This window comes from Streptomyces sp. NPDC048584, from assembly GCF_043199595.1.
Classification (GTDB): Bacteria; Actinomycetota; Actinomycetes; order Streptomycetales; family Streptomycetaceae; genus Streptomyces; species Streptomyces edwardsiae.
Window position 1 is genome coordinate 15,569 of sequence record NZ_JBICWF010000023.1, and the last position, 26,213, is coordinate 41,781.

Sequence of the window (26,213 nt, forward strand, 5' to 3'; positions counted from 1 at the left end):
CGTGCGTGCGTCATCCCTCCGTCAGGGCAGGGTCCACTTCTGGTTGGCTCCGGTGTGGCAGGTCCACAGATGCACGGGGGTTCCGTCCTCCCAGGTCCCGCCCGAGGCGTCCAGGCACTTGGCCGACTGCGGGTTGCGCACCGTGCCGTCCGACTGGGCCGCCCACTTCTGCGCCCCCGTCCCGTTGCACGTCCACAACTGGATCCGCGTACCGTCGGCGCTCCCGCCACCGGACACGTCCAGACACTTGCCCAGCGCCCTCAGCGAACCGTCCTCCGACACCGTCCAGCGCTGCGCCGCCGACGAGTTGCACGTCCAGACCTGCACCTCCGTACCGTCCGCCGTGCCCGCGTTGTCCACATCCAGACACTTCCCGCCGACCCCCTTCACCTCACCCGTACGGGGGCCGGTCGGGGGTCCGTTCTGCTTGATGCGGATGTTGCGGAAGGCCACGTCGTCGCCGTCGCCGTGGTTCTGCAGGCCGATGTGGCCCTGGGCCAGGCCGCGCGCGGGGTCGGTGTTGGTGAAGTCGTTGATCCTGCTGCCGTTGAGGAAGATCTCCAGCCGCTCCCCGGTGACCCGGATCTCGTACGTGTTCCACTCCCCCGGCGGGTTCAGCGCGGCGTCGCGTGCGGGCAGGTCGGCGGACCGGAATCCGTACACGGAACCCGTGGTGCGGTCGGCCGCGTCGGTGGCGTCGATCTGGATCTCGTAGCCGTTGTCCACCGCCGACCAGGGGTCGTCGGATGCCGGGAAGCCCACGAAGACACCGGAGTTGTCGTCGCCACTCGCCCTCCAGTCGAGCTTCAGGGAGTAGTCACCGGTGAACTCGCGGGCGTCGTACCAGAGCAGGCCGAGTCCGCCGTGGGAGGTGAGGGTGCCGTCGGCCAGGGTGAAGCCGCCCGGTCCCGCCTGCTTCCAGCCGGTGGTACCGCTGCCGTCGAACAGGGGTGTGTAGCCGGTCTCCGGGCGGCAGTCGGCGTTGACGGTGCCGGCGGCCCAGCGGATACCGCCGAGCAGATGCCTGCGGAAGGCGGGGTCCGCGTAGGACTCCTCGGTGTGACCGCCGCCGGTGTAGAAGGCGCGTCCGCCCGCGTAGTCCTTGCACCAGGCGATCGGATGGTCGCCGGACATGGTGCCGCCCGAGTAGCTGGACTCGTCGAGTGAGGCCAGTACATGGGCGGTGGTGCGGGGGTTGCTGCGGTAGTTGTACCACTCGTCGGTGCGCTGCCAGGTGCGGGCGAGATGCGCGGTGGCGTCGTGCGCCCGGTCCTCCACCTTGACGGTGGCGGGCTGGATGGCGGGGTGGGACTGGAAGAGGGCACCGGCCAGTCCCTCGTAGAAGGGCCAGTCGTACTCGGTGTCGGCGGCGGCGTGGATGCCGACGTATCCGCCGCCCGCGCCCAGGTACTGCTCGAACGCGGTCTGCTGGGCGGGGCCGAGGACGTCGCCCGTGGTGGAGAGGAAGACCACGGCCCGGTACTGGGCCAGGTTGCCGGTGGTGAAGGTCGCCGGGTCCTCGGTGGCGTCGACGGTGAAGTTGTTCGCCGCCCCGAGGTCGCGCAGTGCGGTCACGCCCTCGTCGATCGAGGAGTGGCGGAAGCCGGCGGTCCGGGAGAAGACGAGGATCCTGTACGCGGGGTCGGCCGCCGCGGACGGCGCGAGGTCCGCGCCCTGGTGGGCCGCCGGCGCGGCGCCGGGGAGAGCCGCTGTCTGGGGTGTCAGGCAGAGCACGGCGGCGGCGGACAGGCCGAGCGCGGTCTTGAAGAGGGTACGCATCGTGGGTCGCCTCCTTTCTACGGCAGGGTCCACTTCTGGTTGGCTCCGGTGTGGCAGGTCCACAGATGCACGGGGGTTCCGTCCTCCCAGGTCCCGCCCGAGGCGTCCAGGCACTTGGCCGACTGCGGGTTGCGCACCGTGCCGTCCGACTGGGCCGCCCACTTCTGCGCCCCCGTCCCGTTGCACGTCCACAACTGGATCCGCGTACCGTCGGCACTCCCGCCACCGGACACGTCCAGACACTTGCCCAACGCCCTCAGCGAACCGTCGTCCGACACCGTCCACCGCTGCGCCGCCGACGAGTTGCACGTCCAGACCTGCACCTCCGTACCGTCCGCCGTGCCCGCGTTGTCCACATCCAGACACTTCCCGCCGACCCCCTTCACCTCACCCGTACGGGGGCCACCGGTGGAGGTGGTGAAGGAGAACTCGTCGACGTCGAACAGGGCGCCGCTGCCGCCCTTGAAGACGAGGTAGAGGGTCGTCGTGCCGGCCGGCCGGCTGCTCAGTGCCGCGGTGACGTCCTGGAAGGTCTCCCAGTCGCCGGTGACCGGTGCGGTGGCCGTGCCGAGCAGGGTGCCGGTCGGTGAGCCGGCGCGGACCTCGAGGGTGCCGCCGGTGCCGGCCGAGGAGACTCGGGCGGTGAAGCCGGTGGTGTTGTCGAGGCTGTACGGCGTGAAGGAGATCCAGTCGCCGTTCTGGATCTCGCCGACGGTCTTGCCGCCGTGCGCGGCGGTGTGGTTGATGACCTGGACGCCGGCGGAGTCGCCGTAGTGCTCGGCCTGCCGGTGGCTCGGCTGGGTGATGTGCTGGTCGTGTGCGGTGAGCGCGGGCTGGCCGTTCGCGCCGTTGTCGGTGTACTCGGCGTCGAGGACGCCGAAGATGTTGGCGTTGGGGTCGTGTTCGCCGTCCGCCAGGGTGTGCAGGGTGCCGGTGCAGCCGGTGGCGGAGGTCTGCGGGTGGCCGTGGCTGTCGTGGCCGACGATGAAGGTGACCTTCACCTTGGCGCAGTCGACCGTGCCGTCCTCGGGGTCGGTGACGGTGACCTTGAACGGGATGGCTGCGCCGAAGTCGTAGATCCGTCCGTCGGCGGGTGTGTCGAGCCGTACGGTGGGTGCGGTGTTGCCGACGGTGATCTGTACGGAGGCCGTCGCGGACTTGCCGGTGGGGTCGGTGACCTTCAGCGTGGCGGTGTACTGGCCGTTGGCGGTGTAGGTGTGGGACGGGTCTGCGGCGGTGGAGGTGCTGCCGTCACCGAAGGTCCAGGCGTGGGTGAGCGCGCCCCCGTCCGGGTCGGAGCTGCCCGCCGCGGAGAAGTCGACGGTCAGGGGTGCCTTGCCGGAGGTGGTGTTCGCCTCGGCCTGGGCCAGCGGGGCGCGTCCGCCGGTCACGTGCTCGATTCGGTAGAGAGCCGAGTTGGCGTCGCCGTTGAAGTAGCCGGTGCCGTAGTCGAGGACGTAGAGGGCACCGTCGGGGCCGAACGCCATGTCCATCACCTGGGTGCCGGTCCAGGGGAAGGCGTTGATGGACTGCACGGTTCCGTCGCCGCCGGTCTCGATACGCTTGATCCAGCGGCGGCCGAACTCACCGGCGAAGAAGTCGCCGTCGTACTCGGCGGGGAACTTCACCTCGGACGCGGAGTTCGCGTCGTACCGGTACACGGGTCCGCCCATCGGTGACTCCGATCCGTTGCCGAACTCGGGAACGGATCCGCCGTCGTAGGGGATCCAGGCGGGCTGGACGGGCGGCAGGTCGGTCAGGCCCGTGTTGCGCGGCGAAGTGTTCCTCGGTGCCGAGCAGTCGAAGGCGGAACCGGATGCGCCGGTGGCGAAGTCGTAGTCGACGTAGGCGTCGTTCTTGCCGGTGCAGTAGGGCCAGCCGAAGTTTCCGGCCCGGGTGATCCTGTTGAACTCGACCTGTCCGCCGGGCCCGCGGGAGCCGTTGGCGGTACCCGCGTCGGGGCCGTAGTCGCCCACGTGGACCGTGCCCGTGGCCTTGTCGACGCTCATCCGGAAGGGGTTGCGGAAGCCCATCGCGTAGATCTCGGGCCGGGTCCGGGCGGTGCCGGGCGCGAAGAGGTTGCCCGCCGGGATGCCGTAGCTGCCGTCGGCGTTCACCTTGATACGGAGGATCTTGCCCCGCAGGTCGTTGGTGTTGCCCGAGGAACGCTGGGCGTCGTAGGCGGGGTTGCGGGAGGCACGCTCGTCGATGGGGGTGTAGCCGTCCGAGGCGAAGGGGTTGGTGTCGTCGCCCGTCGACAGATACAGGTTGCCCGCCGCGTCGAAGTCGATGTCGCCGCCGACATGACAGCACAGCCCGCGGGAGGCGGGCACGTCGAGGATCTTCTTCTCGCTGCCCGTGTCCAGGGTGCCGTCGGTGCGCAGGACGAACCGGGACAGCCGGTTGACACCGTCGAACGGGGTGAAGTCGGACGCCGTTCCGTCGGCGGGTGCGTCACCGGCCGGGGTGTCCGACTGGGGGGCGTAGTACAGGTAGACGAAGCGGTTGGAGGCGAAGCCGGGGTCCGCGGCGACGCCTTGCAGGCCCTCTTCGTCGTGGCTGTAGACGTTCAGCCGGCCGGCGACGGTGGTGGTGCCGGCCGCGTCGGTCCGGCGCAGGGTGCCGTCACGTGAGGTGTGCAGTACGGAGCGGTCCGGCAGGACGGCCAGGGTCATGGGCTCACCCGTCTCGGCGACGCCCTTGGCGAGGGTGACCTGCTGGAAGTCCTCGGCCGCCGCGGCGGCGCCGACCGGTGTGGCCGGGGCGTCGGGCGTCGCGGCGGCCGGCCCCGTCGGCAGCGCCAGGCCCATGGCACACGCCAGGGCCGTCAGCAGTATGCGGACACGTCTGTGTCCGAGCGGTCTCGTGCGCACGAAGGTCTCCAGGATATGGGGGGTGGCGGCAGGCCGCGGGGCCCACCGTGTGGAGTACGGGCGCGCGCCGTCGCGCCGTGGGACACCGGCCCGTCACCCCCGACAGGGGCATGACCGGTTCATTTCAAGGAAGTTAGCGGGCCTCGCGGGAACGCGTAACCCCTTTCGCGCAGAGTCCCGCCTCTTCTTCCTCGCATGGGACAAAGTGCCGGTGCGGGGTCAGCGGAGCGGGCGGCAGTACAGGGCGTCCGGGGTGCGTGAGGAGCCGATACGGCCGGTGTAGGCGAGGCCGGCGGCGTACTCTCCGTCCGCGCACTGGCCCTTGTAGTGGCCGTGTGCGAAGTCGCCGCCCTTGGGCGCGCCGCCCCGGTTGTCGCCCCGGTCGAACCAGACCGTACGACCGCCCGTGCCCGTGATCCCGCCGGGCTCGGCCTTCGTGCACAGGGCGGCCGAGAGGGCGGCGCCTCGGACGCTGTAGCCGGTGAGGAAATGACCGTCGGGGCACTGGAGTTTGGTGTATCCGGAGGCCCAGTCGCCGCCCGGCGGGACGTACCGCTCGTCCTTGACGACCGCGTGTCCGCCGGCCGGGTCCCCGAGCGGTCCGGCGGTCACGTCGGAGCACAGGCCCCGGTTGCCGGTGTGGCCGAGGCCCAGGAGGCGCTGCCCGTCGGGGCAGGCGGCCTTGCGGGCGCCGGAGTCCCAGTCGGGCAGTGCGCGCATCCGCCGGGAGGCGATGAAGTCGCCGTGGTCGGGGCTGAGCATCGACCAGTGGGCCACGGTGGCGACAGGTCCGGTGCGGCCGGTGGCGCCGATGAGCCGGGTCCACGCCCCGGCCCGCCAGTCGTCGCCGTCGTACAGGCCCATGCGGTGGCCGGCGGAGTCCCAGTGGAGCAGCGCCCAGCCGTTGCCGCGGCGGTTCTCGTGCAGTCCGACGAGTGGCCAGTAGGCGAAGTCGGCGTCGGTGCGCACGAGTTGGTCGACGAAGTTCTCGAACCAGGCGCGCTGGGCGGCGCCCGTCTCCTCTCGGCCGCCGACGCCGAACTCACTGATCCAGACGGGGGCGGTGAAATGCCGGTCCGCTTCGGCGGTGGCGAAGAACGCCTGGCGGTTCAGCACATCGACGAGTTCGGCGGGTGAAAGGTCCTGGTAGCGGGGGTCGGTGGTCTCGCCGATGCCGGTGGCGCCGCTGTGGTTCGGGCCGGTGTAGCCGTAGAAGTGGGCCGCGTACACGAGTTTGCCCGAGTCGACGAGGGTGTGCGAGAGACGGCGTACGGGCTCGAGGGTGGGGCGGCCATGGGCGAACCCGTCGACGGGGATGCCGGTCCAGTTGATGCCCTCGACGATGACGAGCAGATCGGGGCTGGCCTCGGTGAGAAGACGGTCGCCGAGGTGCTGGGAGGCGCTGAACCAGTCGTGGTCGTCGCCCAGGCCCCAGTTGGGGTCGTCCCAGACGTCGCGGCGGACCTCGTTGTAGAGGTCCGCGCCCACGACACGCTTGTTGTCCCGGTAGCGGCGGGCCATGAACAGCCAGTCGTCCTCCCATGCCCCGGTGGACCGGCTCGCGTTCCAGCGCTCGTTGCCGTCCACTCCGCAGCACCAACGGGTGGTGTTGGTGTGGTTGTTGAGGATGACCGCGAGGCCGGCGTCGGTGAGTCCGCGTACGACGGCGTCGTACACCTGGAGCGGGGTGCTCCCCCGCAGTCCCGGGTTGGCGGTGACGGCGTCGTCCGTGACCGGGCGCGTGTCGTGGATCATCTCGTTGGAGAAGGGGAGCCGGACGCTGTTGATCCCGATCTCCTGGAAACCGGCGATGATCTCGGCCATGGGGGCGCGGTCGAGGCCGAGCGGTATCCGGTGCGCGTTCTCCCCCGCGTGATGGTTGGCGTCGTCGTCCGCGCTGCCGGATCCGTTCCACGTGCCGCTGGCGCCGTGCCAGTTGCCGGAGCGCAGTTTGAAACGGTTCCCGTCGGCGTCGACGATCCAGCGGCCCCGGGTGCTGAGCGGCGCCGCCCAGTCCGCGGCGGCGGACGGGGAATGCGCGGCGGCTTGCCGGGGTGGTGCCGCCGCAGCGGGAACGGGCGCCAGGAGCGCCGACAGGAGGACCGCGGTCAGTACCGCCTTGCCCAGGGAACCGCGCACGGTCACCGTCCCGGTGGTCATCGCGACAGAGTGGTTGTCATGCAAGGGTCATGATGCGACACGGAGTCGCCGTGGTCCAGACCTGGAGCCCGGCGGCCGCGTTTCCGTGAAAGCGGCTGATCGTGCGCGCACGGCCCACATAGGCTCGGTGTGCGCGCCGCCGAGGCACGCGGGGCCGGGCCCGAAGACCGGAGGAACGGAGCCGTTTCACTGTGACGCGTTCTCACGAGGAAGAGGTCCTGGCCCGGATCGCCAAGGGGCTCGTCTACACCGAGTCGGAGGCCGCCTTCCAGTCTCCCCGGCGCCGCACGGAGGAGATCTTCGCGTACAACCACACACCCCCGGGCCAGGAGGAGAGACGGCGGTCGCTGCTGACCGCGATCCTCGGCTCCGTCGGTGAACGCACGGTGCTGCTGCCCCCGTTCCACGCCGGGTTCGGCGGCAACGTCCACATCGGGGACGACTTCTTCGGGAACGTGAACCTCACCTTCGTCGACGATGTCGACATCCGCATAGGTGACGGTGTGATGATCGCTCCGAGCGTGACGCTGACCACGACGGGACACCCGGTGCATCCCTCGCGGCGCACCGACTTCGGTCGGTTCTCGGAACCGATCGTGATCGAGGACAAGGTGTGGATCGGCAGCAACGCGGTGGTCCTGCCCGGCGTCCGCATCGGATACGGGTCGGTCATCGGCGCGGGCAGTGTGGTCAGCCGCGACATTCCCCCGATGACCGTAGCCGTCGGCACCCCGTGCCGGGTGGTCCGCGCCATCACCGACAAGGACCTGCTCACCCGCACCGCCGGCGGCTAGGGCCGGTCAGGGTTTCCGTCCCCACGCGATCAGCATCCCGGCGGACAACGCGGCGCAGTCGTCGGAGTCCAGGTACCGGACCGCCTCGTCGACGGCCGTGTCGTCGACGAGGCCGGTGGCGAGCATCGCCGCCCTGCCGCGTCGCCAAGTGTCGGCCCAGAAGCGGCTGATGGGGCTGCCCGGCAGCAGGGGCGGCACATGGATCTCGGCGCCGACCGACACCAGCCCGGCGCCGCGCAGCAGGTGGGGGTACGACGGTACCCGGGAGACGTCGGTGCCGATGGTGGCCCGCAGTCCTTCCCACATCGCCCGCATCGCCTTCGTGTACGGCGTGCCGGGCGGCCGCTCGCTCGTCAGGTCGACCGCGTCACCGAGCACCAGCACACCACCGGGTTCGACGAGTCCGGCCAGCACGGTGATCAGGCGTTCACGCTCGGGCAGATGCATCAGTACGAAGCGGGCGTGGACGAGCCGGAACCGGCCGGGTGCGAAGTCCGGGGCGGTGACGTCGGCCTCCAGCACCTCGAGCCCCGGCACGGGCCGTGCGGTGAGGAAACGTACGTCGCGGTCGACGGCGAGGACGCTCGTCACCCCGGCCTCGTCCAGGAGCCGGCGGGAGACGGTGCCCGTTCCGGCGCCCACGTCGAGGCAGCGCCATCCGGGGCCGGCGCCCAGCGCCCGCAGCCGCGCCATGGTGATGTCGTCGTAGGCGAGGGCGCCGAGGTCGATGCGCTCGTCCTCGTGCGCCTGACCGGGGCGGAAGACGGCCTCGCCGTAGCGACCGCCGCCCGGCGCGTCCCCGCGCGGAGCCGGGGACGGCGGATCGTCGGACGATGTCATGGCGGGGCCTCTTCGCGCGGTGGACGGTGCCGGGCGGCCCGTCGTCCCACAGATCCTCCCTCCACCCGCACCCGCCCGCACGGCGCGGGCGCGCCGCGCCCGGGCCGATCGGCCCTCGGCCTTCTCAGGCCGGGGGTACGTCGGGGACGCGCAGGGCCAGCAGGGCGACGTCGTCGTCGTTCTCGGCGGGGCGGACACGGCGGAGCAGTTGATCGGTGAACGAGGGGAGGGGGCGGCGGGCGAGGGCGGCGGCGTGCTGGCGCAGCCGGTCCAGGCCCGCGTCGAGGGACTGCCCGGGCACCTCGATGAGCCCGTCCGTGTACAGCACCAGGGTGGACCCCGGCGGGAGCAGCACGGTGGCGTCGGGGCGGCGCAGGCCGGCCTGGGTGCCCAGGAGTATGCCGTGGCCGTCGGTGAGATAGCGGGCCAGGCCGTCCCGGCCGACCAGCAGCGGCGGCGGGTGACCGGCGTTGGTCCAGGCCAGCTGCCAGTGACCGTCGTCGGCCGCTTCGATCCTGCCGAAGATCATGGTGGCCATGCTGACGTCGGTGATGTGCACGATCGCCTCGTCGAGCCGTTCGACGATACGGCTGGGAGGTTCGTGCTGGGACCAGGCGTAGGCGCGGAGCATGTTGCGCACCTGCGCCATCCCGGCCGCCGCCTCCAGGTCGTGGCCGACGACGTCCCCGATGGCCAGCGCGGTGGAGGCGTCGGCCAGGGGGAAGGCGTCGTACCAGTCGCCCCCGACGTGTGAGGCGTCGGGCGCGGGCAGATAGCGGACGTTCATCTCCAGGCCCGAGACACCCGGCATCTGGGGCAGCAGATGGTTCTGCATGGTCTCGGCCACCTTGCGCTGGCGCTGGTAGAGGCGGGCGTTGTCCAGGGCCAGGCCGGCCCGGCGCGCCACGTCCTCGATCAGCGGAAGGTCCACGGGGGCGAACGGCTCCTGATTCTCGGCGCGGCCCAGGGTCAGCGCGCCCAGGACGGCGCGCGGGCTGCGGATGGGCGCGATGGCCGCGGAGTGCATCCCCGTGGCCCGGAACAGCCGGCCCTGCTCGACCGCGATGCCGGAATCCGGTGTCCCCTGGTAGTTCTGCGGACCGGCCAGGGTGGAGGCGACCCCGCGCAGGGCTCGGGACAGGGGCATCGGGGACTCCTGGGGAATCGGCGGCATGGGCCCCTCCAGCTCCTCGTGGCGGACCGGCGCCTCACCGTCGACATGGGCCACCACGGCACGCCACACCTCGTCCCGCTCGGTGATCAGGTCGACGACCACCCAGTCCGCCAGCCGGGGCACGACCAGGGACACCAGCCTGCGCAGCGCCTCGTCGGCGTCGAGGGTGGACGTCAGCTGCGCGGTGGTCTCGGCCAGCAGGGCCAGCCGCTGCAGTTCCGACAGCGACTGGGCCCGTGATCCCGGCTGCAGGCCGGTGCGGGGCGGTTGTTCGGGAGTGTGGAACACGACCAGCGTCGTGGCGGTCCCGTGGTCGCCGGTGGCGTACGGGGTGATCATCCAGGAGATGGGCAGTACGGAACCGTCGGCGCGGGCGAAGAAGTCGTCGTCGGCCTGCGCCGGGATTCCGGCGTGGAACGCCTGCCGCATCGCACACTGGGTTCTCGGCAGCTGGTGTCCCTGCGCGTCGCGGTGCAGCAGGTCGTGCGCGTCATGACCGACCAGCTCCGCCGCGGTCCGGCCCAGCAGTTCCTCGGCGCGGGCGTTGACCGCGATGATGCGGCCCTGCTCGTCGACGGCGTAGGCACCGGCACCGATGGCGTCCAGCGCCTCGGAGGCGGTCGGCGCGCACAGCCCGTGGACCCCCGAATGCTCCGACCCTGTCATCGCGACCTCCTCACTGACCGGGCCCGCGCCCCGTCCGCCGCCCGTGTGGGCCTTTCCGCTCTTCCGCCTTCCCCGTATGCCCATACGCGCGACGATCCCACGTCATCCGGCATGAAGGACACCGTCGCGCCCGTGGAGAACGACCAGGGGGTGTCGTTCGGATCAGGTCGGCTCCAGTGAGCGGTGCGCTGCAGCCAGGCCGGGCGGGGTCTGGTGGTGGGGGTACCTCCCACGCCCTTCAGGCAGTGGGGGAGCATCGCAAGGCGGAGGAGGGCGACAGGGCGGAGCCCTGACAACCGACGACAACGCGGCGAGGTGCGGTGCCGGCCCCCGCGACCCGGCGGGTCTTCGCCGCCGAGGTCGTCGAGCGGACCGCGCTGCCGGTCGGGGAGGCCCCGTCGCTCTGCGGCGGCTCGGGAACAGAACGCCGTCCGGCCGACGACACGGCCCGGGGGCTGAGCCGCGTCCTCCTCGACCGGCCCTCGCCGTGGGCGGGTTGGCCGCGCCCTCCGGCACAGCGTGGTGTTCCCGTTGCGGGATGCTCCGGACAGGTGAAGAGTGGACGCATGGCGGCTCCGCGTTCTTCCGGCTCCGCATTTCCCGGAGCCCCCGTCCAAGGGAAGAACCGGTGACGGACGGAGCGGCACGGCGCACAACGTATCTGGGACCGACATGGCCAGAATCTCCCGGCGGTACGTCATCCACGCGGTCAACGCCTCCCTCCTGGCCACCGCGCTCGCGGTGCCGGCGGGTATGACGGTCGCCACGGCGGAGCCCCGCGGTACGAAGGGCGGCACCGCCGAGGCGGTCGTTCGGAGCACGGAACCTCCGCCGAGCGATCCGGGCGACGGCCCCACCACGACACCGCCCGCCCCGCCGCCGAGCGAGCCGGGCGAGCCCGACAGCCCCACGACGTCGTCCACCGCCACGCCGGACGGGACGTCCGACGACGCCACGCCGCCGACATCCGACGACGCCACGCCGCCGACGTCCGGCGAGACGGACGGACAGACCTCCGAACCACCGCCCGAGCAGGAGACGGAGACGGACGAGGTGACGACGGGTCTGGCCGAGGAGAAGGAACAGGTCCCCGAGGAACTCGCCCCGGCCGTGGACACCTTGCTCGGCATCATCGGAGCCCTCGACACCCCTGAGACGTCGCCGCAGGACAGGGAGGGCGTCATCGAGAGCGCGGAGAACCTGTCCACCGCGCTGGCAGCCATCAACGACCCGCGGACTCCTCCTGAACTGCGCGAGCGACTGATCGCCATCGTGAAGCAGGTGACGTCCACGCTCGAGGTGGTCGCCGGCTCCGGAGTACCGGACGAGGAACAGTCGTTGTTCATCCTGGTGGTCAAACGGACGACGTCCGCCCTGGACATCATCTGCGATCCCGGGACACGGGAGGAACTGCGGCGCCGGCTGATCGCCGTAGTGGGAGAGACGAACTACGCCCTGGAGCGGGGCGAGGAGCAAAGGCTGTCCGGTTCGGCGAGCGCGTGGCGGAGCCGGAAGGCGGACACGGTTCAGTCGACCGGCATGCTGCTGGGCGCCTCCGCGGACATCGTGCACGACCGGCGGACACCGCCGAAGGAACGGGAAGAGCTGGCGGAAGTCAGCCGGCAGGTCAGCTCGTCGCTGAGGAAGATCACCGATCCGCGGACGTCCCAGAAGGAGCGGTCCGAAGCCGAGAAGGAGATGGAGGACCGGACCGCTCGCATGAAGGACCAGCAGGAGGAGTCGGCCTCCGCCCGGAAGGGCCCGAAGGAGTCACTCGGCGAGGCGGCCGCCGTCTGCAGCAGCGCCATATTCGAGTCCGTCCGGGACTCGAGCCTCATGGGCGGGCTGCGGAGGCTGGTGCCCGCGGCATGGGAGGACGAGGGGGTCAAGGACTTCTGGAAGGCCCGGGAGAAGAGCGACGACCAGCTCGAGGTACTGGCCCAGCTGCGCAACAACGAACGCTCCGAGGCCCCGTTCGAGGTCGTACCGCTCATCACCGCACTCGCCGAACTGGTACCGCGCGACAAGCTGTACGGGAGTCTGGGCGGCTCTTCGCTCTCCTGCACACAGACCGCCAAGTACCTGGAGGAGAGGTTCGGGGTCACGGCGGGCTCCTGGCTCACCCGGTCCGGAGGGTGACCGGGTCAGATCCCCGCGGAACCCATCAGTTCGGCCATGGAGATCTCCGCGTCGACTCGGGCCTTGGCGGCCCCGTACCGTTCCAGTTCCCTCCGCTCCTCCCGGTAGTCACCCGGCCCGGAGTAGTCGAACGCCAGAGAGGAGATGGAGGAGATGAACCTGCCCCCCGGAGACCAGACGGCCGTCACATAGCGGGGTGTGCGCGTCATGTTGATGAGGTTGTTGTTGTGTCTGACCCGTCCGCGGTAGATGATCTGCTCCCCGCAGATCGCCGGCGCACAGTAGTAGCGCCGGTCGTTCCTGTTCCAGGTCGGGTGGGCGAAACCGAACTCCTCCACGTCGAGCTTTCCGCGGTCCTTTCTCATGTAGGCGATCTGTAATTCGACGCCCACGGTGTCGTACCGGCTGTCACGGGGGAGCTGGAACACCCGCTTCATGGAGTATTCCTGCCCGACGTCGAGCGAGCTGCCGGGATCGTGGAACCGCCCGCTGCTGACCGTCGTGTACTTGAGCCGGTCGACGTAGAGTTCCGCCTCCCCCTCCTGCTGCCCCTCCCGTCCCACCGTCCTCATCCACTCCGTCGCGAGGTCCTCCTCGCCGCGTGTGTACAGGGGCGCCCTGCCCCGGACGGTGTAGATGTCATTGATGATGTACACCGGAATTCCTCCGGTGTTCTTCATGCGCAGCGTCAGCGGGACGTGCACATAGGGGAGGTTCTGGTCCGCCCACGCCTTCCCGAACTCGGCCTCCAGGGTGAAGTGCATGGGTGCCGCGGCGGGCTGGTACATGGTGGAGTACGCGAGGCTGACGGCCGTCAGCAGTGCCGTGGCGACCACCCCGGCCGCGAACTTCCTCGGCTGCGGTATGCCCCTCCACGCCTTCTCGCGTACGAGAAGAACGAGTGCCCATACGGACCAGCACCACAAGGGCATGAAGAGGAACAGATAGCGCGTGTACTCCCGTTCCTCCAGCCAGAGGAAGAGGAGAAGACTGTCGGTGGCCAGCACGATGACGGCGCCGAGCAGCACGACGGCGCCGGAGGCCTTGAACTGCCGCCGCCCCCAGTGGTCGAGTGCCGCGATCGCCGCCGCGCCCTGGACCACACCCGACAGGACGAACAGGACCCCGGTGATCCGTTGGGCGAAGGTCAGGGCTCCCGAGGCGTCCGGCCATCCGATGGCCGCACCGAAGACCATGGAGACGAGCAGGCCGGCCGTCATGAGCGACATGACCGTGCGTCTTCTCCAGGGCCGGTCGGGCCAGGTCCCGCCGTCGCCGCCGCGCCAGGACACGGATGCCGGATCGTCCAGGTCCATGTTCTCCGGGTAACCGGAACGGCCGAGCAGCCTTCGCAGCTCGGCCCTCGACCAGGCGCTGCCGACCGTGCCACTGCCGATGGTGACCCGGCGAAGACCACGACTGTCGGGCGCCTCGACGATGACCCAGGGGCGGATACGCATGTCCTCAGACTCGAACCCGCGCCGATGGGGTGCACATGGGACTACCCCGTTCGGAGGGGGCCGCCGCGGGGCGGACGAGGCCGGGATCACACCGGACGGCAGTCACGGCGACTGGCCCAAGCGACAGGCGCCCCGTCAGGTCGCACAGCACAGTGGGACCATGAACCGTCACCGACGCCCGCCCAGGCGTGCCCCGTGGATCGTGGGCGGTGCCGCTGTGCTCGTCCTCGGTGGCGTCGGTGTGTGGGCGTGGGTCGCGCAGGACGACGGCACGCCCAGCCCCCGCCCCTCGGCCTCGAACGACCTGTCCCTTCCGACGCTGAACCCGCTGCCGTCCTGGACGTTCACGACCGAGCCGTCGAGTACGGAGCGACGGACGCCCACGTCCAGGTCCACCTCGTCCGTGCGCTCGCCGGGGCCGACGTCCCGGCCCCTTCAGCCGACCCCGCCGGGCGGTCGGCCGACGACCGGACCGACCCCTCCGGGGCAGCGGCCGACGGCCGTACCGCCGCCGCCGACCGGGAGACCGGCCACCGAGCCGGTTCCGCCGGGGCAGCGGCCCACGGCCGGGCAGGAGTCACCCGGCGGCCTGCCGGTGCCACACGGGACCGCGCCCGGCGCGTCGACCCTCCGCACCCCGGGTGCGGCACCGGCATCGCCGTCCGCGCCCGCGCGGTCCTCGGCGCCCCGGCGCACGCCACGGCCTCCGGCGCCCGAGACCACGCCCCGGCCCACGGCACCGAAGCCGCCGTCACAGTCCACGAAGCCGAAACCGCCGCCACGGTCCGGCGCGCCCGAACAGCCGCGGAAGTCCGCCACCCCTGAGCGCCCGCCGAAGCCCGCCACACCCGGACACGCGCAGCAGCCCACCGCACCCGGACTTCCGCAGAGGCCGACGGCGCCCGGGCGCTCGCCGAAGCCCACACCCCCCGGGTCCGCGGCGCCGCACCCCCCGGTGTCATCCGCCCGGCCCGCGCCCACCCGGACACCCTCGGCCACGCGACCCGCGCCCTCGAAGCACGTACCGAAGCCGTCCGCCACCTCCGCCGGGCCGACGGCACCGCACACGACCGGCCTCGGCACGCCGGTGCGGACCACCACCACCTGGTACACCTCGTCGGCTGCCACGGCCGCCGCCCACCGCATGGCGGACGCCAGAACGGTCGGTGATCCCGCCTGTTCGATGGCGGCCGCGGGTGCGGCCGATCCCGGGCTGGTTCCGGGGAACGGCCGTATCGGCATCGGGCATTACGGCGCGTACTGGTGCCTGATCTGGTGAGTCGGGACGCGTTCACCCGCCGGCCGGTGCTCCGAGCGCGTGCGGGGCGAGGATGTCGGCCACCGTCCGGTTGCGCGGGGCGGGAACACCCAGCCGGTCGGCGAGGTCGGCCACTCCCCCGCTGAGCCAGGGCAGTTCGAGACGGTGGCCGTGCTCCAGGTCGTTGTGCATGGAGGACGTCATGTCGGCGGGCAGGGTGTCACAGAACGCCAGCTGGCGCTCGGCGAACGTGTCGTCGAGCGCGACACCCGACGCCCGTGCGAGCGCCACGGTCTCCTCCATGATCTCGCGCAGCAGTACCCGCGAGCGCTCGTGGGAGCGGACGACACCGATGGGCCGGCGTACGGCCGCCGTGGTGGCGGAGAGGCCGACCAGGAAGACAAACTTCTCCCAGATCACCCGGTCGATGTCCGTGCTGATCGCCGCCTCCGCACCCGCCTCCTGACAGGCCGTCAGAAACCGTTCCGCCACGTCCTTCTGGCTCGGGTGCCGGGCGCCGAAGACCATGCGCTGCAGCACGCCGTTGTGCCGGACGACGCCGGGTTCCTCGATGAACGCGGAGATGAAGCACGTTCCGCCGAGGACGGACTCCTCGGGGAGATGGCGGCGGAGGATGGCGTCCTTGTGCACCCCGTTCTGCAGCGAGAGCACCGGGGCGCCGCCGGTCTTCGCGGAGGCCAGCTGCGCGGCGACGTCCTCCGTGTCCCAGAGTTTCACGGCGACGACGACCAGGTCCGCCGGCCCGAGCCGGGCGATGCTGTCGACGGCCGAGTCGGGTGAGGTCCGTACATCGCCCAGAGGGCTGCGCACGAGGAGCCCCGAGCGCCGTACGGCTTCCAGATGACGGCCGCGCGCCACGAACGTCACCTCGTGGCCCGCCGCGGCCAGCCGCGCTCCGAAGTAGCCACCGACTCCACCCGCTCCGACGACCGCGATCCGCATGTGCACCCATCCCCTTCACAACAGTTCAGGGGTCACTTTGAACGCATGGGAGGCCCACCGCAAGAACGTTGTACGAGGGTCATCGCCCGGACGCGGGACCTTCGCTCCGACGCCGGCGCGGTGTCGCCGGAAACCGAAGGCAAGGCACCCGGACCGACACGGATCACCGCGTAGGCTGGCCTCGGCACCGGAACGGCTGGGTGGGGGAGCACATGACGGCTGGTACGGCCCCGAGGTGGGCGTCGACTCTCGACTCGGTGGTGGTGTACGCGCAGGGCGCGCTGTGCCGCCGTCTCGCCCGGGGCACCGTTCCCGCGGACGGACGTGTACGGGTCACGGGACTGCCCCGTTCACTGGACGCCGACTCGCTGCGGGCCCGCGTCGTCGGCGCGTCCGAGGCGCGGGTCACCGAGGCCCGGGTGGAGGTCGAGGCCGAGCCCGTCGGCACGGAGCGGGCCGACGCGCTGCTGCGGGAAGTGAAGCGGCTGCACGACGACTGCGAGGCCGTACGGGCCCGCCGGGACCGGCAGCAGGGCCTGATCGACGAGGTCGCGGCGCTGCGTCCGGTGCCGCCGGCCCGCAAGCGGGACGATGGGCACCGCCGCACTCCGGTCGACGCCTGGCTGGAGCTCTCCGCGTTCGTCGACGACCGGCTGACCGGGCTGCACGGCCGGCTGCGTGAGCTGGAGGAGGAGCTGCGCCGGGCCGAGCACGAGCTGACGGTCGCCGAGGACCGGCTCGACCGTGCCTCCACCGACACGACGTCGACGCCGGTGGAGCGCTCGCTGGGCGCGGTCCTGACCCTGGACGGCACGGGCGAGGTGGAGGTGGAGGTGGAGTACGGGGTGCCGGGCGCCGTCTGGGTGCCCGCCTACCGGCTCACCCACCGTCAGGGCGACCGTGAGGCGTCCCTGCTGCTCCGTGCCTCGGTCGCCCAGCGCACCGGTGAGGACTGGACCGGCGTGCGCATCGCGCTGGCCACCGCCGATCTGCGCCGTCGTACCGACCTGCCCCGGCTCCGCTCGGTCCGCATCGGACGCAGCCAGCCCGCCCCGGCGGCTTCGGGCTGGCGTGGGCACCCGGCCGGGCTCACCGATCTCTTCGCCGGTTACGACGCGGCCGGCCCCCGCCCCGGCACGGGCGGCGGGTACGCCTCCCGGGTCGGCGGCGCTCCCCCGCCACCGCCCGCACCGGCGGGGTACGGCGCGCCCCCGGAGCCCCAGTTCTTCGGGGACGCCTCGGTGACCAGGGAGCGGTCGGGCGCCAGGCCGCGTACCGGCGCACGGCCCGCCGCGCCCGGCGCCGCCCCTGCCTTCGCAGCCGCTCCCGCGGCGGCGCCCGTCGCTTCCGCGGCCCTCGCCGAGCCGGCGAGGCCGGCGCCCCCGCCCGGCCCGCCGCGACCGGGCGGCGCCGAACTCGACTACTCCGCGCTCGTCCTGAGCGGCCCGGACGAGCCCGGCGGCCGCCGGGGCAGGCTGTTCCCCGGCTCCGGCACCGACCCGGTGACCGCCGAGTACCGCCGCCGTGCGCAGACGGTGGCCGCGCTGCCCCTTCCCGGATACGCCGTGCGGCCGCGCGAGTCGGCGGGTTCGTTCGACCACCGGTTCGACGCCGCCGCCCCGGCCGACATCCCCTCCGACGGGACGTGGCACACCGTCACCGTCGGCGGGATCCCGGTCGGTCTGCGCACCGAGTACCTCTGCGTCCCGTCCGTGGAGCAGACCGTGTACATGACGCTGGTGCTCTCCAACGCCACCGGACGGGCGCTGCTGGCCGGGCCGGTGGAGGTCACCCTGGACGAGGAGTACCTGCTGACCACGGCCCTGCCCACGCTCGCCCCCGGGGGTGTCAGCCGGGTCGGGCTCGGCCCCGCGGAGGCCATCGGGGTCACCCGCCGGGTGAATCTCCACGAGTCGACGGCGGGGCTGCGCAACAACGTCACCGTGCTCGAACACCGCGTGCACGTGGAGCTGGCCAACCGGCTCCGGGAGCCCGTCTGCGTGGAGGTGCGCGAGCGCGTGCCCGTCACCTCCGACGCGGACGTCAGGATCGAGGAACGCGCCGACTGGACGGTGCCCGAGGACGACCCGGGCCCGACACCGCACGCGCCGGGCACCCGCCTGTGGCGCGTCGAACTGCCCGCCGGCGGCACCGCCGTACTCGACGGCGGCTACGACATCAGGATCCCGGCCGGCAAGGCCCTCACGGGCGGCAACCGCAGGAGCTGACACAGCCACATGTCTACGTCAACCGAGACCGTCCCCCTCCCGGTCACCGCCGTCACCTGCACGGAGGACCGCGCCCACGTCGAGCGCACCGCCGTACTCGAGCTGCGGGCCGGCACCCAGCGGCTGCGCCTCGGTCCGGTCAGCGCGCTGGCCGTCGACCGCACCCTCCACGCGGAGCTGACCGGCGACCGTCCGGCGGCGGTGCTGGACGCGCGGATCGTCCGCACCTGGACACCGCGCGGCCCGCTTCCCGCCGACGGCGACTCCGCACTGCGCCGGCGCACGACCGAGCTGGAGGAGGAGCACACGGACCTGGAGCAGCGGCGCGACCGGCTGCGTACCCGGCTCGATGTGCTGGGCCGTCTCGCCACCGATCTGCTGCGGGAGATCGGTGAGGGCGCCGGCTTCGGAGAGGCCGACAGGGAGCGCTGGGCCCGGGAACTGGACCGGGTCGACGGTGAACGCGACGCCCACGGCGAGCGGTTGCGCGCGGTGGAGGCGAAGGCGGCGGCCGTCACCGCCGAACTCGCCGAGGTGCGGCAGGTCATGGACCTCACCGAGACGGAACCCGCCGAGCTGGTGGCCCACATCGAGCTGACCGTGGACGCCTCCGCCGCCGGACCGGCCGGACTGCGGCTGAGCCATCTCACACCGTGCGCGGTGTGGCGGCCCGCCTACCGGGCCGAACTCGACGGCGAGGCCCTCACGCTGGAGACCGAGGCCGTCGTCTGGCAGCGCACCGGCGAGGACTGGTCCGACGTACGGCTGACCCTGTCGACGGCCCGTTCCGCGCGGGCCGCGCAGCCGCCCCTGCTCGGCGAGGACCGGCTGACGCTCCAGGACCGCACCGCCGCCGAACGCCGTACCGTCCACGTCGACCTGCGCGAGGAGGAGATCGCCGAACTCGGCCCCGCCGGCGGGCTGGGGCTGCCAGGCGTGGACGACGGCGGCGAGGTGCGCGTGCTGCGCTCCCCGGCGCCGGTCTCCGTGCCGGCGGACGGCCGCGCCCACCGTGTCCCGCTCTCCTCCTTCACCGCGCCGGCGAGAAGGGAGTACGCCTGCTCGCCCGAACTGTCGCCCCTCATCAGCCAGGTGGCGCGGTTCGACAATCTGTCCGGGCACGCGCTGCTCGCCGGGCCGGTCGACCTGATCCGGGGCGGTGGGTTCGGCGGACGCGGCACACTGGAATTCGCCGCCCCCGGCGCGCCGGTCGAGCTCGCCTTCGGCAGCCGGGACGACCACCGGGTCCTGCGCGAGACCGAGGAGACCCGCGACACCACCGGCCTCACCCAGCGGACCGTGCTCACCCGGACGGTCCGGCTGCGTCTCTCCCGTTTCTCCGCCCCGGGCGAGCAGGGCGACAGGGTGATCACCGTCCGGGAACGGGTCCCGGTGTCCGAGGTCTCGGCGGTGGAGGTACGGCTGCGCCGGGACGCCTGTTCTCCCGCGCCGGACGCGATCGACGCGGACGGCATCGTGCGCTGGGACGTCCCGCTGGCCCCGGGCGGCCGGCGGACCGTCACCCTGGTCTACGACATCTCGGCGAGCGGCAAGGTCAGCGGTCTGTGACGCGCAGGGGGCGCCGGCTCAGAACCTGGGTGCCGGCGCCTGTGACCGCACCAGCTCCGCCGCCTCCTCCTGCGTCTGCACCGAGGGGGGCGAGCCCTCCAGCGGCTGCTGGGCCGTCTCCTTCATGCAGGCCACCGCGATGACACCGACCAGGGCGGCGGCCATCGAGTAGTACGCCGGCATCATGTCCGAGCCGGTCACGCCGATGAGGGCCGTGATGACCAGCGGTGTCGTGCCGCCGAACAGGGACGCCGACAGGTTGTAGCCGACCGACAGGGACCCGTAGCGCACATGCGTCGGGAACATGGCCGGCAGCGCCGCCGACATGGTGCCGAGCAGACAGACCAGGGACAGGCCGAGCATCAGCATGCCGGCCGAGACGGCGGGCAGACTGCCCTGCCGCACCAGGAGGAAGGCCGGGGCGGACAGGAAGAAGAAGCCCAGCATGCCGGTCATCAGCAGCGGCTTGCGGCCGAAGTGGTCGTTCAGCCGCCCCACCTGGTTGATGATCAGCATCAGCAGCACCATGGTGGCCACCAGGATCAGCAGACCGTGGGTCTCGCTGTAGTGCAGTTCGTCCGAGAGATACGTCGGCATGTACGACAGCAGCATGTAGTCGGTGACGTTGTACGCGCCGACCAGCGCGATGCACAGCACCAGCGTCGGCCAGTACTGCCGGAAGATCCTGGCGAGGTCGCCGTGGGCGGTGGTCTCCACGGCGTTCGCGGCGTCGCCGATGTGGACGTTGCCCTGCTCCAGCTTCAGATAGGCGGGAGTGTCGTCCAGCCTCAGCCGCAGATAGATGCCGACGATGCCCAGCGGCCCGGCGACCAGGAAGGGGATGCGCCAGCCCCAGGCGTCCATCGTGTCGTTGCCGAGCCAGGCGGTGAGCGCGGTGACCAGGCCGGCCGCGCCGGTGTACCCGGCCAGCGTGCCCAGTTCCAGGAAGCTGCCGAAGTAGCCGCGCCGTTTGTCCGGGGCGTACTCCGCGATGAAGGTGGAGGCGCCGCCGTACTCGCCGCCGGTGGAGAAGCCCTGGAGCAGCCGGAAGAGGATCAGCAGCAGGGGTGACCAGAAGCCGACGGCCGCGTAGGTGGGCAGCAGGCCGATCGCGGCGGTGCCGATCGCCATCAGGATCATGGTGAGGGCGAGCACCTTCTTGCGGCCGATCTTGTCGCCCATCGGCCCGAAGACCATGCCGCCGAGCGGGCGCACCAGGAAGGCGACGGCGAAGGTGGCGAACGACGACAGCAACTGCGCGGTGTCACTCCCGGAGGGGAAGAAGACCCGGCCGATGGTGCCGGCCAGATACGCGTAGATGCCGAAGTCGAACCACTCCATGGCGTTGCCGAGCGAGGCGGCCTTCACCGCGCGCTTGACCGCCCGTTCGTCCGTCACGGTGATGTCCGAACGGCGCAGGGGCGGGTTCCGCCGGCGGCGGACGGCACGGAACAGGGCGGGGTGCCGCCTGACCGCTGCGGAAGGGGGTGTGGGCTCGCTGTCGGTGGGGGACGTGGCGGGGTCCTTTCCAGGTCGGACCATGACAAACGGAACGTACCAGCGTCTTCGGGACGACGCCGGGAAACGCGCTCGCCATCGCGTCTTCCCGGTGATCGCCCGGATACGCCGGCATGTGATCACGGCGGGCGCTCACCCGTGTGCCTCCGCTGCGCTGGTAGCCCGGGCGGACCGGTGGTGCGGTGAGAGGACAAGGGCACAGAAGCGCTCGGGGCAGGTCGGCGCCGGGGCGCCCGTCCCATCCACAGGAGGCACTCGTGACCACCCCTCGCCCGATCGTCCGCTCGTCCCGTGTCCTGGCCGTCGTACTGGCCACCGGGACCCTGCTCACCACGGCGGCCTGTTCCGACGCGGACAACGGCACGTCGGCCGGGTCGGAGACCGGCGCCGCGGCGGTCGCGCAGACCGAATCCCCCACGTCGACCGACACGTCCCCGACGTCCTCGCCCGGTGCGGTGCTCAGTGAGACGGGTGCGCGGAACGCGCTGATCACCGCGGCGGACCTGGAGGGCGACTGGACGCAGGTGGACAAACCGCAGCAGTGGCGGGACTCCCTGCTCGTCGGGCAGGTCGACGTGGCCGCCTTCCTCGACGGGAAGAGTGACGCCGCGGACTGCCAGCAGCTGATCGACTCGCTGTACGACGAGACCCTGCTGGGGACTCCGTCCGGGGCGTCGGCGCTCAACGGGTTCGAGCAGGGCGACTCCCGGCTGCTCTACCAGGTGGCGGGCTATCAGCAGCCCGACCTCGACAAGTCGATGAAGTCGCTGCGGTCGCTTCCCGACACCTGCGACCAGTTCACCGTGACCGGTGGTGACCACGGTGACCGCACCGTCCAGGTCGTCGAGATGGCGCTGCCCGAGGAGGGTGACGCGCGGCAGGGGATGACCGTGACGGTGAAGGGGGACAGCGGGGGCGAGTCCGTGACCCTCACCCTGGACGTGGCCGTGGTGCAGATCGGCGCGGACGCGATCACGGTGACCAACGGCGGGCTCGGCGGAGCCGGCCACGACGCCACCAAGGCCGCCGTCCAGCAGGGCACGCAGCGTCTGAAGGACGTCCTGGCCGGCGGTACTCCGACACCCACCCCCAGCGGCATCGAGTGACCACGGGTCCCGTCCGGACGCCCTGACGCCGCGGTGGCGGGCCCGGTGCCCTTCACTCGCCCGGTCCCTCCGGCGGTGCCGGGCGAGCGGGCGGCGTGCGGTGTCGTCACCAGTCGATCCCCTCCCGGAAAGAGTGGTCATGATGCGCATACGGCACGCCGCCCGACGGGTGTTCCCCCTGGCCGTCCTCGTCCCCGCCGCGGCCCTGCTGGCCGCCGCCCCGTCCCTGGCCTCCGAGAGCGGGGGCGGCTCCGGCGCCAAGCCGACCGTGGTGCTGGTGCACGGGGCCTGGGCGGACGACTCGGGCTGGGACGAGGTCATCCGCAGTCTGCAGGCGAAGGGGTACCCGGTGGTCGCCACCGCCAACCCGCTGCGCGGCCTCGACGGCGACTCCGCCTACCTGGCCGCCCGGCTGAAGACGATCGAGGGCCCGGTCGTCCTTGCCGCGCACTCCTACGGCGGGGCCGTCATCACCAATGCGGCGGCCGGCAATCCGAACGTCAAGTCCCTGGTCTACATAGCGGCGTTCGCGCCCGACAAGGGCGAGACGGCGCTGGAGCTCGCCGCCAAGTACCCCGGCAGCCATCTCTCGGACGATCCCGACGCGCCCTTCCCCACCGCCCTGGCGGCGGTCCCGCTCAGCAGCGACCCCGCCGACATCGACACGTACATCAAGCCGGACAAGTTCGGTGACGTCTTCCTGAGCGACCGGCTGGCGGCGGACGAGACGGCCGCGCTCGCCGCCCGGCAGCGCCCCGCGCACGTGGCGACCACCACGGAGGCGACCTCGGCCGTCGCGTGGAGGAGGATCCCGTCCTGGTATCTCGTCGCCACCGACGACCGCACCATCGGCACCGACAACGTGCGCTTCATGGCCGAGCGGGCCGGCGCGACCACCGTCGAGGTCGACGCCCCGCACGCGGTGCTGGAGACCGACCCGGACGACGTGACCGACCTGATCCTGCGGGCGGCGCACGACTCCGGTCCCGCCCTCGCCGAGACCGGCACGGGCGACCGTGCCGCGGTCCTCGGCGGCGCGGCGGTCCTGGCCGTGGCCGGCGGTACGGCCCTGGTGGTCCGGTCCCGGCGGGGCTGACCCCACCCCCGGCGTCCGGTGGCGGCCCTTTGCTACTTGGGGGTAGGAACCCGGGCCCTCTTGCTATACAGTTCGTCAGCAACGCGGTTGGTTACCCGCGGTAAGACTGACCGGACTCGAGGCGAGGAGCCCTCGGCATGGGGAACACGACCTCCGGCGACGATGTGGCCCGGCGGCTGCTGGACTCGTCGGCGCAGCTCTCCTACGACCCGCTCACCGAGGTCGACTGGGACACACCGCTCGACACGGACTTCCACGGCGCCAGCCCGGAGTGGAGCACGCTCTACGGGACGGCGTACTGGAACGAACTGACCGACGCGCAGCGCAAGGAACTGACGCGGCAGGAGGCGGCGTCCGTCGCCAGCACCGGCATCTGGTTCGAGATGATCCTGCAACAGCTGGTGCTGCGGGACATCTACGCCAAGGATCCGACGGACGACGCCGTCCAGTGGGCGCTCACCGAGATAGCCGACGAGTGCCGGCACTCGATCATGTTCGCCCGCGGGGCGAAGAAGCTCCGGGCGCCGGCCTACCGGCCGCACCGGATCGCGCTGGAACTGGGCAGGTTCTTCAAGACCGTCGCCTTCGGTGAGGCCGCGTACGCGGCGATCCTGGTCGCCGAGGAGGTCCTCGACGTCATGCAGCGCGACTGGATGCGGGACGAGCGGGTGGTGCCGTTCGTGCGCACCATCAACAACATCCATGTCGTCGAGGAGTCCCGGCACATGAGGTTCGCCCGCGAGGAGACGCGCAGGCATCTCGCGCGCGCCGGGCGGGTGCGCCGCCGGGCGCACGCCCTGCTGATCGCCGTCGCGGCGTACGTCATCGTCACCAGCATGGTGAACCGGAAGGTCTACGCGAACGCCGGCCTGGACGAGGCACGCGCGCTGCGCGAGGCCAAGGCCAACGAGCACCACAAGTCGATGCTGCGGGCGAGCTGTTCGGGTCTGATGGAGTTCCTGGACTCGGTGGGACTGCTCACCGGTCCCGCGCTCCGCTTCTACCGGCGCGCCCACCTCGTCTGACGACCCGCACCTGTCCCGGCCTTCAGCGGAGTGGACGACCATGGCCTTCGCGATCACCCAGACCTGCTGCAGCGACGCCACCTGTGTGTCCGTCTGCCCGGTCAACTGCATACACCCCACGCCCGGCGAACAAGCCTTCGGCAGCACGGAGATGCTGTACATCGACCCGAAAGCCTGCATCGACTGCGGGGCCTGCGCCGACGCCTGCCCGGTGGACGCCGTCCTTCCGGTCGACCGGCTGCCGGACGGACAGCGCGAGTACGCGCGCATCAACGCGGACCACTTCGAGCGGGCCCTCCCCGGGGAGGGCGGGACACCGGCGCGTTCGGGGCCGAACTTCCACGACTGGGGCGAGCCGTCCTTCGACCGGGTACTGCCCCCTGACTTCGGGCCGCTGCGGGTCGCGATCGTCGGCACCGGCCCGGCCGGCCTGTACGCCGCCCGGGACCTGCTGCTGCACACCCGGGCCGAGGTGACGCTCGTCGACCGGCTGCCGGCCGCCGGCGGTCTGGTGCGGTACGGCGTGGCACCGGACCATCCGGCCACGAAGAAGGTGGGCGAGAGTTTCGCCCGCTTCCTCACCCATCCGCGCGCACGGACGTACCTGGACCTCGACGTGGGCACCGACGTCACGGCGGGGGAACTCGCCGCCCACCACGACGCGGTGATCTACGCGGTCGGCGCCGCCACGGACCGGCGGCTGGGCATCCCGGGCGAGGACCGGCCGGGCAGCCTCTCCGCGACCACGTTCGTCGCCTGGTACAACGCGCATCCGGAGGTCGCCCCGGACGCCGTCGACCTGTCCTGCGAGCGGATCGTCGTGGTCGGCAACGGCAATGTCGCCCTGGATGTCGCACGGCTCCTGGTCCGCGACCCCGGGACGCTGGCCGGCACCGGGATCGCGGACCACGCGCTGGCGGAACTGCGCCGCAGCAAGGTGCGCGAGGTGGTGCTGCTCGGACGCCGCGGACCGGAGCACGCGGCGTACACCGGACCCGAGGTGCTCGCCCTGAGGCATCTCGACGGCGTGGACCTGCTCGTCGACGACCACGATCCGCGCATCGGTGCCGCGATCGACGCCGCCGGCGAGCGGGACAAGGCGGGGGTCCTGCGGGGACTGGCGCGGGAGCCGGTCGACTGGTCGCTGTCGCCGGTCACTTCGGGACGGCGGCGTATCGTGTTCCGCTTCCTCTCGGCTCCCGTGGAGGTGTACGGCGGTGCCCGGACGTGCGCCGTACGGGTCACCGGCGGCACAGGTGAACGGGAGATCCCGGCCGGGCGGGTCCTGCGGGCGGTCGGCTACCGCGGGGTGGCGCCGGCGGGGCTGCCGTTCGACGAGGCCACCGGGACCGTGCCGCACCGGGCGGGCCGGGTGACGGGCAGGCCGGGGACGTATGTCGTCGGCTGGATCAAACGCGGCCCGTCGGGCGGTATAGGCGCCAACCGGGTGTGCGCGGCGGAGACCGTCGGCTCCCTGCTGGCCGACGCGGTGGCCGGCGCCCTTCCCACACCGGCCGGCGGGCCGAAGGCGTTCCGCCGCCTCGTACGGCGCCGGCGCCGCTGAC

General features: G+C 72.0%; 18 protein-coding genes. 9 read left to right on the forward strand and 9 right to left on the reverse strand.

The window, feature by feature from the left end; translation table 11 throughout:
* Window positions 1-21: 21 nt before the first annotated feature.
* The 3 genes from ACGFR9_RS34085 to ACGFR9_RS34095 all read right to left on the reverse strand — a co-directional run bounded on the left by ACGFR9_RS34085 (window position 22) and on the right by ACGFR9_RS34095 (window position 6,812).
* Window positions 22-1,779 (reverse strand): lectin, encoded by a 1,758-nt coding sequence (locus ACGFR9_RS34085; protein WP_393216589.1) that lies wholly within the window; start codon window positions 1,777-1,779, stop codon window positions 22-24.
* 17 nt (window positions 1,780-1,796) lie between these two features.
* Window positions 1,797-4,652, reverse strand: a complete 2,856-nt coding sequence (locus ACGFR9_RS34090) for a lectin (RefSeq protein WP_393216591.1) — start codon at window positions 4,650-4,652, stop codon at window positions 1,797-1,799.
* 219 nt (window positions 4,653-4,871) lie between these two features.
* A complete protein-coding gene (locus ACGFR9_RS34095) occupies window positions 4,872-6,812 on the reverse strand; it encodes a glycoside hydrolase family 5 protein (protein WP_393216593.1) in 1,941 nt (646 codons plus the stop codon).
* Window positions 6,813-7,003: 191 nt separating this feature from the next.
* Between ACGFR9_RS34095 and ACGFR9_RS34100 the strand changes: the two genes are divergently transcribed.
* Window positions 7,004-7,606, forward strand: a complete 603-nt coding sequence (locus ACGFR9_RS34100) for a sugar O-acetyltransferase (protein ID WP_393216595.1) — start codon at window positions 7,004-7,006, stop codon at window positions 7,604-7,606.
* Window positions 7,607-7,612: 6 nt separating this feature from the next.
* On the opposite strand, the gene ACGFR9_RS34105 is transcribed toward ACGFR9_RS34100, so the two are convergent.
* Both ACGFR9_RS34105 and ACGFR9_RS34110 read right to left on the reverse strand, forming a co-directional pair.
* Window positions 7,613-8,446, reverse strand: coding sequence for a class I SAM-dependent methyltransferase (locus ACGFR9_RS34105; RefSeq protein WP_393216597.1), 834 nt, complete (start codon window positions 8,444-8,446; stop codon window positions 7,613-7,615).
* Window positions 8,447-8,570: 124 nt separating this feature from the next.
* Window positions 8,571-10,286 carry a SpoIIE family protein phosphatase gene (locus ACGFR9_RS34110; RefSeq protein ID WP_393216599.1) on the reverse strand — a complete coding sequence of 572 codons (1,716 nt, stop codon included), beginning with the start codon at window positions 10,284-10,286 and terminating at the stop codon, window positions 8,571-8,573.
* 672 nt (window positions 10,287-10,958) lie between these two features.
* On the opposite strand from ACGFR9_RS34110, the gene ACGFR9_RS34115 reads away from it, so the two are divergent.
* A complete protein-coding gene (locus tag ACGFR9_RS34115) occupies window positions 10,959-12,425 on the forward strand; it encodes a hypothetical protein (protein ID WP_393216601.1) in 1,467 nt (488 codons plus the stop codon).
* 5 nt (window positions 12,426-12,430) lie between these two features.
* Here the strand turns inward: ACGFR9_RS34115 and ACGFR9_RS34120 are convergent, their stop codons facing one another.
* Complete coding sequence (locus tag ACGFR9_RS34120; RefSeq protein ID WP_393216603.1) at window positions 12,431-13,885, reverse strand: hypothetical protein; 1,455 nt, start codon at window positions 13,883-13,885, stop codon at window positions 12,431-12,433.
* Between the two features lie 435 nt (window positions 13,886-14,320).
* The gene (locus ACGFR9_RS34125; RefSeq protein WP_393216605.1) at window positions 14,321-15,013 is read right to left on the reverse strand and encodes a hypothetical protein; all 693 of its coding nucleotides are present in this window, start codon (window positions 15,011-15,013) and stop codon (window positions 14,321-14,323) included.
* A 16-nt stretch (window positions 15,014-15,029) separates the two neighbouring features.
* Here ACGFR9_RS34125 and ACGFR9_RS34130 point away from each other — a divergent pair, with 16 nt between their 5' ends.
* Window positions 15,030-15,164, forward strand: a complete 135-nt coding sequence (locus tag ACGFR9_RS34130) for a hypothetical protein (RefSeq protein ID WP_393216607.1) — start codon at window positions 15,030-15,032, stop codon at window positions 15,162-15,164.
* Between the two features lie 12 nt (window positions 15,165-15,176).
* Here ACGFR9_RS34130 and ACGFR9_RS34135 read toward each other — a convergent pair whose 3' ends face one another.
* Complete coding sequence (locus tag ACGFR9_RS34135; RefSeq protein ID WP_393216609.1) at window positions 15,177-16,106, reverse strand: ketopantoate reductase family protein; 930 nt, start codon at window positions 16,104-16,106, stop codon at window positions 15,177-15,179.
* Window positions 16,107-16,318: 212 nt separating this feature from the next.
* On the opposite strand from ACGFR9_RS34135, the gene ACGFR9_RS34140 reads away from it, so the two are divergent.
* Together ACGFR9_RS34140 and ACGFR9_RS34145 are read left to right on the forward strand one after the other, a co-directional pair.
* A complete protein-coding gene (locus ACGFR9_RS34140) occupies window positions 16,319-18,334 on the forward strand; it encodes a DUF4139 domain-containing protein (RefSeq protein WP_393216611.1) in 2,016 nt (671 codons plus the stop codon).
* A gap of 9 nt (window positions 18,335-18,343) precedes the next feature.
* Window positions 18,344-19,903, forward strand: coding sequence for a mucoidy inhibitor MuiA family protein (locus ACGFR9_RS34145; protein WP_393216613.1), 1,560 nt, complete (start codon window positions 18,344-18,346; stop codon window positions 19,901-19,903).
* Between the two features lie 18 nt (window positions 19,904-19,921).
* On the opposite strand, the gene ACGFR9_RS34150 is transcribed toward ACGFR9_RS34145, so the two are convergent.
* Window positions 19,922-21,445, reverse strand: coding sequence for an MFS transporter (locus ACGFR9_RS34150; protein WP_393216615.1), 1,524 nt, complete (start codon window positions 21,443-21,445; stop codon window positions 19,922-19,924).
* Between the two features lie 233 nt (window positions 21,446-21,678).
* Between ACGFR9_RS34150 and ACGFR9_RS34155 the strand changes: the two genes are divergently transcribed.
* The 4 genes from ACGFR9_RS34155 (at window position 21,679) to ACGFR9_RS34170 (ending at window position 26,212) form a co-directional block, all read left to right on the forward strand.
* Window positions 21,679-22,527 (forward strand): hypothetical protein, encoded by an 849-nt coding sequence (locus ACGFR9_RS34155; RefSeq protein WP_393216617.1) that lies wholly within the window; start codon window positions 21,679-21,681, stop codon window positions 22,525-22,527.
* 139 nt (window positions 22,528-22,666) lie between these two features.
* Window positions 22,667-23,623 carry an alpha/beta fold hydrolase gene (locus ACGFR9_RS34160; RefSeq protein ID WP_393216618.1) on the forward strand — a complete coding sequence of 319 codons (957 nt, stop codon included), beginning with the start codon at window positions 22,667-22,669 and terminating at the stop codon, window positions 23,621-23,623.
* Between the two features lie 137 nt (window positions 23,624-23,760).
* A complete protein-coding gene (locus ACGFR9_RS34165; protein WP_393216620.1) occupies window positions 23,761-24,648 on the forward strand; it encodes a diiron oxygenase in 888 nt (295 codons plus the stop codon).
* A gap of 40 nt (window positions 24,649-24,688) precedes the next feature.
* Window positions 24,689-26,212, forward strand: a complete 1,524-nt coding sequence (locus ACGFR9_RS34170; protein WP_393216622.1) for an FAD-dependent oxidoreductase — start codon at window positions 24,689-24,691, stop codon at window positions 26,210-26,212.
* Window position 26,213 lies beyond the last annotated feature (1 nt).

Excerpts from the sequence above, each read along its gene's own strand:
- ACGFR9_RS34085 (WP_393216589.1), bottom strand. The coding sequence starts at position 1,779 with ATGCGTACCCTCTTCAAGACCGCGCTCGGCCTGTCCGCCGCCGCCGTG.
- ACGFR9_RS34095 (WP_393216593.1), bottom strand. The coding sequence starts at position 6,812 with ATGACCACCGGGACGGTGACCGTGCGCGGTTCCCTGGGCAAGGCGGTA.
- ACGFR9_RS34105 (WP_393216597.1), bottom strand. The coding sequence starts at position 8,446 with ATGACATCGTCCGACGATCCGCCGTCCCCGGCTCCGCGCGGGGACGCG.
- ACGFR9_RS34110 (WP_393216599.1), bottom strand. The coding sequence starts at position 10,286 with ATGACAGGGTCGGAGCATTCGGGGGTCCACGGGCTGTGCGCGCCGACC.
- ACGFR9_RS34115 (WP_393216601.1), top strand. The coding sequence starts at position 10,959 with ATGGCCAGAATCTCCCGGCGGTACGTCATCCACGCGGTCAACGCCTCC.
- ACGFR9_RS34120 (WP_393216603.1), bottom strand. The coding sequence starts at position 13,885 with ATGCGTATCCGCCCCTGGGTCATCGTCGAGGCGCCCGACAGTCGTGGT.
- ACGFR9_RS34130 (WP_393216607.1), top strand. The coding sequence starts at position 15,030 with ATGGCGGACGCCAGAACGGTCGGTGATCCCGCCTGTTCGATGGCGGCC.
- ACGFR9_RS34135 (WP_393216609.1), bottom strand. The coding sequence starts at position 16,106 with ATGCGGATCGCGGTCGTCGGAGCGGGTGGAGTCGGTGGCTACTTCGGA.
- ACGFR9_RS34140 (WP_393216611.1), top strand. The coding sequence starts at position 16,319 with ATGACGGCTGGTACGGCCCCGAGGTGGGCGTCGACTCTCGACTCGGTG.
- ACGFR9_RS34145 (WP_393216613.1), top strand. The coding sequence starts at position 18,344 with ATGTCTACGTCAACCGAGACCGTCCCCCTCCCGGTCACCGCCGTCACC.
- ACGFR9_RS34150 (WP_393216615.1), bottom strand. The coding sequence starts at position 21,445 with ATGGTCCGACCTGGAAAGGACCCCGCCACGTCCCCCACCGACAGCGAG.
- ACGFR9_RS34160 (WP_393216618.1), top strand. The coding sequence starts at position 22,667 with ATGATGCGCATACGGCACGCCGCCCGACGGGTGTTCCCCCTGGCCGTC.
- ACGFR9_RS34165 (WP_393216620.1), top strand. The coding sequence starts at position 23,761 with ATGGGGAACACGACCTCCGGCGACGATGTGGCCCGGCGGCTGCTGGAC.
- ACGFR9_RS34170 (WP_393216622.1), top strand. The coding sequence starts at position 24,689 with ATGGCCTTCGCGATCACCCAGACCTGCTGCAGCGACGCCACCTGTGTG.